The organism is Isoptericola sp. NPDC060257, assembly GCF_042726645.1.
Classification (GTDB): domain Bacteria; phylum Actinomycetota; class Actinomycetes; order Actinomycetales; family Cellulomonadaceae; genus Isoptericola; species Isoptericola nanjingensis.
Window position 1 is genome coordinate 1 of the sequence record NZ_JBHXAW010000164.1, and the last position, 10,134, is coordinate 10,134.

Below are 10,134 nucleotides of genomic sequence, written 5' to 3' on the forward strand. Positions count from 1 at the left end.
GCGAAGGGCGGCAGCAGGTCGAGGCTCGCGCCGGCCGGCACGACGTCGGACGGCGCGGCCCGGCGGCCGTCGAGCAGCACGCTGCACCGGGCGAGCACGGGCCCGGCCGCGGGCGTCGCGGCGGCCACGCGGGCGACGATGTCGGCGACGGTCGCGCCCGGCGGGACGGCGAGCGTCTCCTCCGAGCGGTCGAGCGCGGCGCGGGCGGCGGCGAAGTAGCGCAGGGCCACGGTGTGTTCCACGGCCTGCGTCGTCTCCAGCTGATCCGTCATCGTCATCCTCCGATGGCGCTCATGGTGCGCTCGGGCTGCGTGAACCCCGAGCTGTCCAGGTCCGTGCCGGAGCCGGTGTCGCTCATGCCGTGCCCGGCCTGCTTGGCCCACATGGCGGCGCGCCACAGGTCGGCCAGCACGGCGTCGTCGGCGCCGGCGCGCAGCGGCCCGAGCAGGTCGGTCTCGGTGTGCGCGAAGAGGCAGTCGCGCACCCCGCCCTCCGCGGTGAGCCGGGTGCGGCGGCAGTCGTCGCAGAACGGCTCCGTGACGGACGCGATGATGCCCACCCGGCCCAGGCGGTCGCCGCGCGGGTCCCGCACGACGAAGCGTTCCGCGGGGGCGCCGTCGCGCGGCTCCTCGTCGGGCTCGAGCGCGAACCGGGTGCCGAGCTGCTCGCGCACCTCGGCCGCGGTGACCATCGCGGCGCGGTCCCACGCGTGGTCGGCGTCCAGCGGCATCTGCTCGATGAACCGCAGCTCGAACCCGCGCTCCAGGCACCAGGCGAGCAGCTCGGCCGCGTGGTCGAGGTTGACGCCGCGCACCAGCACCGCGTTGATCTTCACGAGGTCGAACTGCCGCGCCGCGGCGTCGATCCCCGCGAGCGTGCGCTCGAGGAACGGGCGGCGGGCGAGCGTGGCGAACGTGTCGGGGTCGAGGGTGTCGAGGGAGACGTTGACGCGGTCCAGCCCGGCTTCGCGCAGCGCGGCGGCGCGGGAGTCGAGGCCGACGGCGTTGGTCGTGAGGCTGAGCTCCGGGCGGCGGGGGAGGGCGGCGCAGTCGCGCACGATCTCCACGAGGTCGCGGCGCAGCAGCGGCTCCCCGCCGGTGAACCGCACCTGACGCACGCCCAGGTCGCTCGTCGCGATCCCGACGAGCCGCATGATCTCCTCGCGCGTCATCACCGAGTCCTTCGGCAGGGTCGGCAGGCCCTCGGCCGGCATGCAGTACGTGCAGCGCAGGTTGCAGCGGTCGGTGAGCGAGACGCGCAGGTCGGTCGCGACCCGGCCGAAGGTGTCGACGAGCCCGCCGGTGGCCGGTCGGTCCGCGGGCAGCCGCACGTCGGGCACCCCCGCGCCGGGCAGGCGCGGCATCCCGAGGGAGACGGTCGTCATCCGATCAGCTCCCCGCCCCGGTCTCGGTCCCGGCCGTGTCGCCGGGGCCCGGGTCCTGCCAGGAGAGTGCGGACGACGTCGCGCGGTCGAGCGCGTCGGACGACTCGCCGCGCGCCGCGGCCAGCCCCTCCGCGTACCCGACGGCGTACGCGGTGACGGGCGCGGCGGGCCGCGCCACCTGGTGCGCGGCGTCGCGCGCGAGGTCGAGCACCGCGCCGACGTCCACGCTGCGCGGGGGCAGCCCGAGCTCCGCCTCGAGGGCGTCCACCCACCGGTCCAGCACGCTGGAGCCGGGCTCCGCGCCGCGGGGGGTGGCGGGGGGCGTCTGGTCGGTCATCGGTGTCCTCCCGGGCGGTCGGTCGGCGGTCGGGGCGTCGCGGGCTCCGTACCGGCGCGGGCCGCCACGACCGTGTGGCTTCCCGTGCGGCTTGCTGTGTGGCGTCCTGCGTGGAGTCCTACCGTAAGCCGTCGCAGGTCGTCCCAGGTGTCGACGTCTGCGCTCACGGCGTCGCGGTCGGGCACCTCCGCGCACGACATCTCCGCGACGAGGCGGCGCACCGGCACCCCGGCGAGCCCCGCGGCGCCGGGCGATGCCGACGCCGCCACGGCGTCGAGGGCACGGCGCAGCGCGTCGCGCCGGTACAGGCCCACCAGCCACTGCGCGTGGCCCTCGCGGACCAGGTACGCGCCGTCGAGGTCGCCGACGGGCAGGTCGACGGCGGCGCGCAGCAGCGGAACCGCGTCGCCCGCACGCGGCACGTCGACGGCGAGCACGAGCACCCACGGCGGCGCGTCGTGAGCCGGCGCCGGGACCGCCGCCGCGTCCAGGGCCCGCAGCCCGGCGTCGAGGCCGGCGACAGGGCCCCCGAACGGCGGGTCCTCGCGGGTGGCGAGCACGTCGCGGCCGGGCGGCAGGACGGGGTCGGGGCCGACGACGACGGTGCGAGCGGCGTCGCGGGCCGCGGCGAGGGCGCGGTCGAGCAGCGTGGCGCCGTCGAGCACGACGGTCGGCTTGGGCACGCCGCCCAGGCGCGTGGCGCGACCGCCGGCGAGGATCACGGCGTCGTGCCCGACGGGCGTCGTGCGGTCGGTTGCCACGTCAGGCCCCGGCGCCGAACGGCAGGTCGAGCGGCAGCACGTCGAGCGCGTCGCCGGCCTCGACCTTCTCGACGTCCGCCGGGACGAGGGCGAGCGCGTCGGCGCCCAGCAGCGTCGACGTCGCGTGGCCGCCCGGACGGTGGTCGGCGCCCGGCGCGGTGGCCCGCGCGACGGCGCCCGACGGCAGCGTCCGCACCGGCACGACGTGGGTCCGTCCCGGCGGGCTCGGCCAGGCCTCGGCGGCGGGGCGCCGCACCGGACGCGGGGGCTCGCGGCCCGCGAGGACGGCGACCGCGGGGCGCACGAACAGCGCGAACGACACGAACGCGCTCACCGGGTTGCCGGGCAGCGCCACCCACGGCACCCCCCGCCAGCGCGCGAGCGCCTGCGGCCGCCCGGGCCGCAGCGCCACGGCGGCGACGTCCACGTCCGCGAGCCGCGCGTCGTCCGCGGCCAGCACCGCCCGCACGACGTCCGACGCGCCCGCCGACACCCCGCCGGTCGTGACGACCAGGTCGACGGCCGCACCCGCGGGACGAGGCGTGGGCGCGATCTCGCCGGGAATGGCGGGCCGCGCACCTGCCGAGATCGCGCCCACCACGCGATCGAGGGCGGCGCGGAGGGCGTCGGCGTCGTCGCGGACGGCGCCGACGCGCACGACGTCGGCGCCCGCGGCGCGGGCGAGCGCCGTCAGCAGCAGCGAGTTGGAGTCGGGGATCCGCCCGTCGCCGGCGAGGTCACCGCCCTCGGCCGGCACCAGCTCCGACCCCGTCGACAGCACGGCCACGCGCGGCCGCCGGCGCACCGGCAGCGCGGTCAGCCCGCCCGAGGCCGCGACGGCGACCAGCGCCGGGGTGACGGCGTCGCCCGACCGGCCGAGCAGGTCGCCGGGCCGCACGTCCTCGCCCCGGTGCCGCACGTGGGCCCGGGGCTGCCGGGCGAGCGTGACCTCGAGCTCCGTCGTCGGGCCGCCCGCGACGAACCGGCCCGTCGACGTGCGCTCGACCGGCACGACGGCGTCCGCCCAGCCCGGCACCGGCGCACCGGTCATGATCCGCACCGCAGCCCCGCCTGTGTCGTGGGTGGGATCGTGGCCCTCTCCGTCGGCGTGTCGAGGGCGTGTCTCCCGCCCACAGCGGTCGGGGGGCGCGCCGGGGCGGAGGTCGCCGACGACGGGCAGGGTCACGGGGGAGCCGTCCGTGGGAAGGTCGGCCAGGCGCACCGCGTAGCCGTCCATCGCCGCGGCGTCGAACGGCGGCACGAGCGCGACGGCGCGCACGTCGGCGCCGAGCACGCGGCCGGGGCCCTCGACGGCGAGCTCCGCCAGGCCGACGTCGACCGCGGGCAGCGGCGCGACCCGCGCCAGCACCGCGGACACGTGCTCGGCCATGCTCCGTGGCGTGCTGCGCGCGGTGCTCATGGGGCCACGCTAGGCCGACGACGTGTCGCCCGTGCGGCGCGCGCCTCACGACCGACCACATCCGGGGGTGAGGCGCCGGGGCGCGCCGTCATCCGGCGTTCGCCCGCACGCGCTTGCGCACCGGGCCGAGCGTGAACAGCAGGGTGAGCAGCGCCGTCAGCGCGAGCAGGCCGAACCCGATGCCGTAGTCGCCCCGCGCGCCGTACACGGCGCCCATGATCAGCGGCGGGATGAAGCCGCCCAGGCCGCCGGCGGCGCCGACGACGCCGGTCACGGCGCCCACGGTCCCGGGCGGGGCCATCTTCGCCACGAGCGCGAAGGTCGCGCCCGAGGACCCGCCGAGCGCCGCCGCCATCGCGAGGAACGCGATCGTCGCCACGGGGATCAGGGCGGGCTGGAAGATGATCACGGCCGCCCCGACCGTCACGATCGCGTAGCACACCAGGTTCACCGCGACGCCGCCCACCTTGTCCGACAGGGTGCCGCCGAGGGGCCGGCAGACCACCGCGAGCACCACGAAGCCGGCGGTGCGGAACGACGCGTCGCCGGCGCTGAGGTCGTAAGCGTTCTGCAGGAACGTGGGCAGGTACACGGAGAAGGCGACGAAGCCGCCGAAGCCGATCGCGTACAGCCAGGACAGCTGCAGCGTGGCGGGGATCTTCAGCGTCGCCCAGGTGCGGGCCCACATGCCGCCGCCGGACCCGGGCGACCACGCCGGGGAGTCCTGCAGCAGGGCCCGGGAGGCCAGGGCGAAGACCGCGAGGAACACCGCCACGATGATGAACGGGGCCCCGTCGCCCCACGCGTCGCGGATGGGCACCGTGGAGAACGAGGCGATGGCCGTGCCGCCCATGCCCGCGCCGAAGATACCGATCGCGGTGCCGCGGCGGGCCGGCGGGTACCAGTTGTTCACGAACGGGACGCCGATGGCGAACGTCGTCCCGCCCAGGCCGAGGAAGAACCCGCCGATCAGCAGCCACACCAGGCTGTTCGCGACGAACCCGATGAACAGCACGGGGATGATCGTCAGCGCGCTGCACAGCGGGAACATCACCTTGGCGCCGAACCGATCCGTGAGCGCGCCGATCGGGATGCGTCCGAGCGACCCGACGATCACGGGGATCGCGACGAGCACCGACACCTCGAAGTCGGACAGGTCGTACAGCTCGCCGTAGCTCTTGCCCAGCGGGCTCAGCAGCGCCCACGCCCAGAAGCAGATCGCGAAGCCGATCGTCGCGAGGGTGAGCTGGGTGACGTTGCCCTGCACGGCCGGGGCGGCGGGCGCGTCGGCCGGTCCGGGGGTGGCTGCCGAGGTCATGGTTCCTCCAGTCGTGACGGACGGTCGTGACGGACGGTCGGGATCACCGGGGCGGCGTCGTCGTCGGGTCCCACCCGGGCCGCGGCGCCCGCGACGTCACGGACGCCTCGCGGGAGCGGTAGACCACGTAGGGCCGGAACGGGTACTGCACGGGGGCGGAGAACGCGTGCACCAGCCGCGTGAAGGGCCACAGCGCGAACAGCAGCATCGCCGCGACGATGTGCACCTGGAACGCCGCGGGCACGCCCTCCATGAGCGCGGGCTGCGGCTGGAGGTACCAGAGCGAGCGGAACCAGGGCGAGATCGTCTCCCGGTAGTCGTACCCGTGCCCGCCCGCGAGGATCTGCGTCTGGACGGTGGCCCAGGCCCCCGACAGCAGGGACGCGGCGAGGAACACGTACATGGTCTTGTCCATGCGCGTGGTCGCGAGGAAGACCGGCCCGGTGGCCCGGCGGCGGTAGATGAGGATGAGCAGCCCGGCGACCGCCACGAGAGCGGCGATCGACCCCATCGACGTCGCGATGAAGTGGTAGAACCCCTCGCTGACCCCCACGGCCTCGGTCCAGGTGTTCGGGATCACGAGCCCGAGGAAGTGGCCGAGCACCACGAACAGCAGCCCGAAGTGGAACAGTGGCGAGCCCCAGCGCAGCAGGCGCTTCTCGTAGAGCTCGCTGGACCGCGTGGTCCAGCCGAACTTGTCGTACCGGTACCGCCAGATCGACCCCACCACGAGGACGGCGAAGGTCACGTACGGCAGCACCACCCAGAGGATGATCTTGTCGGCGGAGGCGTCCGTCAGGCCCATGGCAGGTCCTTCCCCTCGTTCCCGTACCCGGCATCCCCGTACCCGCTCAGGCCCACCAGCTCCGCGGGCGGGCCGGCCGCCACGAGGTCGGCGACGCGCTCGGCGGTGGCCGCGTCGACGGGCGGGAGGGTGAGGCTCACGGCCTCGACCGCCGCCGTCCAGGGCGAGCGCTGCGCGGCGAGCGCCGAGCGCAGCACCTCGATCCCGTCCCGGTGGGCCGTGAGCAGCGCGCCGGCGATCCGGGCGCCGTCGGGCCCGCCGCGGGCGGACAGCTCCAGGACGGTGGGCAGGTAGTCGGGCAGCTCGTCGCCGGTGGTCTCGAACCCGGCGGCGCGGTACGCCTCGACGAACCGCACGAGGGCGGCGCCGCGCTTCCGGGTGTCGCCGGCCGCGTAGTACGACAGGTACATGGCGCAGCGACGCTTGAGGTCGAACGTCGCCACGTACCGGGCCTGCAGCGCGTCGGGATCGCCGTCGAGCAGCGTCGTGGCGAGCCCGCCGAGGCGGTCCCGGACCGGTGCGGGCAGGGGCGCGACGGCGTCGCGCACCGTGGGCGCCGCCGCGAGCGTCGCGTCGTCGGGGTAGGCGAGCAGCACCGACGCGGCCATGTGCGCGACGGCGCGGTCCCCGTCGCCCAGCGGCACCGGCGCGAGCGGGTCGAGCCGCTTCGCCCGGACCCCGGGGCGGGGCAGGAACGCGAGGCGGCTCATCGCGCGCTCCCCTCGAAGCCCCCGGGCTCCTCGTTCGTCGCGTCCTGGCGCCCGCCGGGCAGGGTGCCCCGGTCGCCCGCGCCCTGTCCGCCGCCGTCGCCGGGCGGGAAGAGGCCGGACGGGCGGCCGCGACCGTCCCAGTTGAGCAGGTTGACGCGGCTGGGGGAGGAGGGCGTATGCGGGGAGTCGGCCGTCTGCCGTGCCGCCAGGGCGTGGAAGTTCTCCACCGCCACGGGGGTGGGCTGGCCCGACGACGTGCCGAACGGGCCGGCGCCGCCCATGCCGGGGCCGCCCTCGAAGTCGAGCGAACAGGCCATCTCCTCCAGCTCGCGCGCGACCTCGGTGTGCGCGGTGGGGATGACGTACCGCTCCTCGTACTTCGCGATGGCCAGCAGGCGGTACATCTCCTGGACCTGGTCGCCGGTCATGCCGACGGCCTCGGCGTTCTCCTCGGGGAACTCGCGCCCCAGGTTCACCTCCCGCATCCCCGACCGCATGGCCGCGAGCCGGCGCAGCACCCGCTCGACGGGGCCGGTGTCGCCGGCGGTGAACAGGCCGGCGAGGTACTCCAGCGGGATGCGCAGCTGCGAGATGGCGGCGAACAGGGTGCGCCCGTCCTCGCCGTCGTTGCCGGAGCTGGCGACGACGTCGACCACGGGGGACAGCGGCGGGATGTACCAGACCATCGGCAGCGTCCGGTACTCCGGGTGCAGGGGGAGCGCGACCTCGTACTCCGAGATGAGCTTCCAGATCGGGGAGCGCTGCGCGGCGGTGATCCAGTCGTCGGGGATGCCCTCGCGGCGCGCCGCGGCGACCACCTCGGGGTCGTGCGGGTCGAGGAACACCGACCGCTGCGCCGCGAACAGGTCGGTCTCGTCCTCGGTGGCGGCGGCCGCGCCGACCTTGTCCGCGTCGTAGAGGACGAGGCCGAGGTAGCGCAGGCGGCCGACGCAGGTCTCGGAGCACACGGTGGGCAGCCCGACCTCGAGGCGCGGGTAGCACAGCGTGCACTTCTCGGCCTTGCCGGTCTTGTGGTTGAAGTAGACCTTCTTGTACGGGCAGCCCGTGACGCACATGCGCCAGCCGCGGCACTGGTCCTGGTCCACGAGCACGATGCCGTCCTCGACCCGCTTGTACATCGCGCCCGACGGGCAGGAGGCGACGCAGGACGGGTTGAGGCAGTGCTCGCAGATGCGCGGCAGGTAGAACATGAACGTCTGCTCGAGCTCCTCGGCGACGTGCTCGCTCATGTGCTTGAGGATCGGGTCGTCCTGCATCGTCGCGGTGGACCCGCCGAGGTCGTCGTCCCAGTTCGCCGACCACTGGATCGACATGTCCTCGCCGGTGAGGAGCGACTTCGGCTTCGCCACCGGCGTGTGCTCGCCCTGCGGGGCGCTGAGCAGCATGTCGTACTCGTACGTCCACGGCTCGTAGTAGTCGTGGATGGAGGGCAGCTTCGGGTTGGCGAAGATGGAGGCGAGCTTCTTGGCCCGCCCGCCGGCGCGGAGCTTGAGCTTGCCGCGCTTGGTGCGCACCCAGCCGCCCTGCCAGGTCTCCTGGTCCTCGTAGGTGCGGGGGTAGCCGAGGCCGGGGCGGGTCTCGACGTTGTTGAACCACACGTACTCGGTGCCGGTGCGGTTCGTCCACGCCTGCTTGCACGTCACCGAGCAGGTGTGGCACCCGATGCACTTGTCGAGGTTCATCACCATCGACATCTGCGCCATGACCTTCACTGGTACCGCACCTCCTGGCTGCGACGCCGGATGACCGTGACCTCGTCCCGCTGGTTGCCGGTGGGGCCGAGGTAGTTGAACGCGTAGGTGAGCTGCCCGTACCCGCCCGCGAGGTGCGTGGGCTTGAGCAGGATCCGGGTCAGGGAGTTGTGGATGCCGCCGCGGCGGCCGGACGTCTCGGCGAGCGGCACGTCCACCGTGCGGTCCGTGGCGTGGTGCATGTAGACCGTGCCCTCGGGCATGCGGTGGGAGACGACGGCGCGCGCCACGACGACGCCGTTGCGGTTCACCGCCTCGATCCACTCGTTGTCCTCGACGCCGATCTTCGCGGCGTCCGCGGGGCTCATCCAGACGTTGGGGCCGCCGCGCGACAGCGACAGCATGAACAGGTTGTCCTGGTACTCCGAGTGGATGGACCACTTCGAGTGCGGGGTCAGGTAGCGCACCGCGACGGCGGCGTGGCCGGTTCCGCTGCCGTCGGCGCCCCCGTCGTCGAACGCGCCGGGCGTGGGGGAGTCGCCGAACAGGCGATGCAGGTCGAGCGGCGGCCGGTACACCGGCAGCTGCTCGCCCAGCTCGATCATCCAGTCGTGGTCGAGGTAGAAGTGCTGGCGCCCGGTGAGCGTGTGCCACGGCTTGAGCCGCTCGACGTTCACCGCGAACGCCGTGTACCGGCGCCCGCCGTGCTCCGACCCGGACCACTCGGGGGAGGTGATCACCGTCGTCGGGCGGGACTGCACGTCCGGGAAGGTGACGCGCTTGGCCTGGTCGTCGGCCGCCAGGTCCGCCAGTCGTTGGCCGGTGCGCTTCTCCAGGTGCTCGAACCCCTGCACCGCGAGCCGGCCGTTGGTGGTGCCGGAGAGGGCCAGGATCGTCTCGCAGGCGTGCGTGTCGCGGTCCAGGCGCGGCCGTCCGGCCGCGGGGCCGGACGTGACCAGGCCGTTGACCTGCCCGAGCCTGCGCACCTCCTCGTCCGGCATGAACGCGACGCCCTTGGTGGCCATGCCCTTGGAGTCGGTGAGCGGTCCGAGCGCGGCCATGCGCGCGGCGAACGCCGGGTAGTCGCGCTGCACCACCTGCAGCCGCGGCATCGTCACGCCCGGGACCAGCTCGCGCTCCGTGACCGGCGCGCCCGCGTCCGTGAGCGTGCCGTGCGGCACCGCGAGCTCGTCGGGGGAGTCGTGCAGCAGGGGCGTGGCGACCAGGTCCTCGCGCACGCCCAGGTGCTCCACCGACATCTGCGAGACCAGCCCCGCCAGCGTGTGGAACGTGTCGAAGTCGGTCCTGGTCTGCCACGGCGGGTTGATCGCCGGGTTGAACGAGTGCACGAACGGGTGCATGTCCGTGCTCGACAGGTCGTGCTTCTCGTACCAGGTGGCCGCGGGGAGCACGACGTCGGAGAACAGCGTGGTGCTCGTCATGCGGAAGTCCATCGTGACCAGCAGGTCGAGCTTGCCGCGCGGCGCCTCGTCACGCCACGTCATCGACGTGGGACGCCGGCCCTCCGGGGCCTCGTCGGCCAGCACGGAGGCGTCCGTGCCGAGCAGGTGCTTGAGGAAGTACTCGTTGCCCTTGCCGGAGGAGCCGAGGATGTTGGCCCGCCAGATCGTCAGCACCCGGGGGAAGTTCGCCGGGTCGTCGGGGTCCTCGCAGGCGAACCGCAGGG

The 10,134-nt window shown here is 74.6% G+C and carries 10 protein-coding genes; all 10 read right to left on the reverse strand.

Annotation, left to right across the window (positions count from 1 at the left end; translation table 11 throughout):
• On the reverse strand, window positions 1-272 hold a 272-nt coding region (locus ACFWEK_RS13845; protein ID WP_430554426.1), incomplete at its 3' end, for a MoaD/ThiS family protein.
• Between the two features lie 2 nt (window positions 273-274).
• The gene (gene moaA / locus ACFWEK_RS13850) at window positions 275-1,384 is read right to left on the reverse strand and encodes a GTP 3',8-cyclase MoaA (protein WP_430554427.1); all 1,110 of its coding nucleotides are present in this window, start codon (window positions 1,382-1,384) and stop codon (window positions 275-277) included.
• Window positions 1,385-1,388: 4 nt separating this feature from the next.
• Window positions 1,389-1,721, reverse strand: coding sequence for a DUF6457 domain-containing protein (locus tag ACFWEK_RS13855; protein WP_430554428.1), 333 nt, complete (start codon window positions 1,719-1,721; stop codon window positions 1,389-1,391).
• Window positions 1,718-2,482, reverse strand: a complete 765-nt coding sequence (locus ACFWEK_RS13860) for a molybdenum cofactor guanylyltransferase (protein WP_430554429.1) — start codon at window positions 2,480-2,482, stop codon at window positions 1,718-1,720. The genes ACFWEK_RS13855 and ACFWEK_RS13860 overlap by 4 nt, the downstream gene beginning before the upstream one ends.
• A 1-nt stretch (window position 2,483) precedes the next feature.
• Window positions 2,484-3,902, reverse strand: coding sequence for a molybdopterin molybdotransferase MoeA (locus ACFWEK_RS13865; protein WP_430554430.1), 1,419 nt, complete (start codon window positions 3,900-3,902; stop codon window positions 2,484-2,486).
• An 88-nt stretch (window positions 3,903-3,990) separates the two neighbouring features.
• The gene (locus tag ACFWEK_RS13870; protein WP_430547565.1) at window positions 3,991-5,220 is read right to left on the reverse strand and encodes a nitrate/nitrite transporter; all 1,230 of its coding nucleotides are present in this window, start codon (window positions 5,218-5,220) and stop codon (window positions 3,991-3,993) included.
• A gap of 43 nt (window positions 5,221-5,263) precedes the next feature.
• A complete protein-coding gene (gene narI, locus ACFWEK_RS13875; protein ID WP_430547564.1) occupies window positions 5,264-6,025 on the reverse strand; it encodes a respiratory nitrate reductase subunit gamma in 762 nt (253 codons plus the stop codon).
• Window positions 6,016-6,735 (reverse strand): nitrate reductase molybdenum cofactor assembly chaperone, encoded by a 720-nt coding sequence (gene narJ / locus ACFWEK_RS13880; RefSeq protein ID WP_430547563.1) that lies wholly within the window; start codon window positions 6,733-6,735, stop codon window positions 6,016-6,018. The genes narI and narJ overlap by 10 nt, the downstream gene beginning before the upstream one ends.
• Window positions 6,732-8,468 carry a nitrate reductase subunit beta gene (gene narH, locus ACFWEK_RS13885; RefSeq protein ID WP_430547562.1) on the reverse strand — a complete coding sequence of 579 codons (1,737 nt, stop codon included), beginning with the start codon at window positions 8,466-8,468 and terminating at the stop codon, window positions 6,732-6,734. Before narH ends, narJ begins: the two co-directional genes overlap by 4 nt.
• On the reverse strand, window positions 8,465-10,134 hold a 1,670-nt coding region (locus ACFWEK_RS13890; protein ID WP_430554431.1), incomplete at its 5' end, for a molybdopterin dinucleotide binding domain-containing protein. The genes narH and ACFWEK_RS13890, both read right to left, overlap by 4 nt.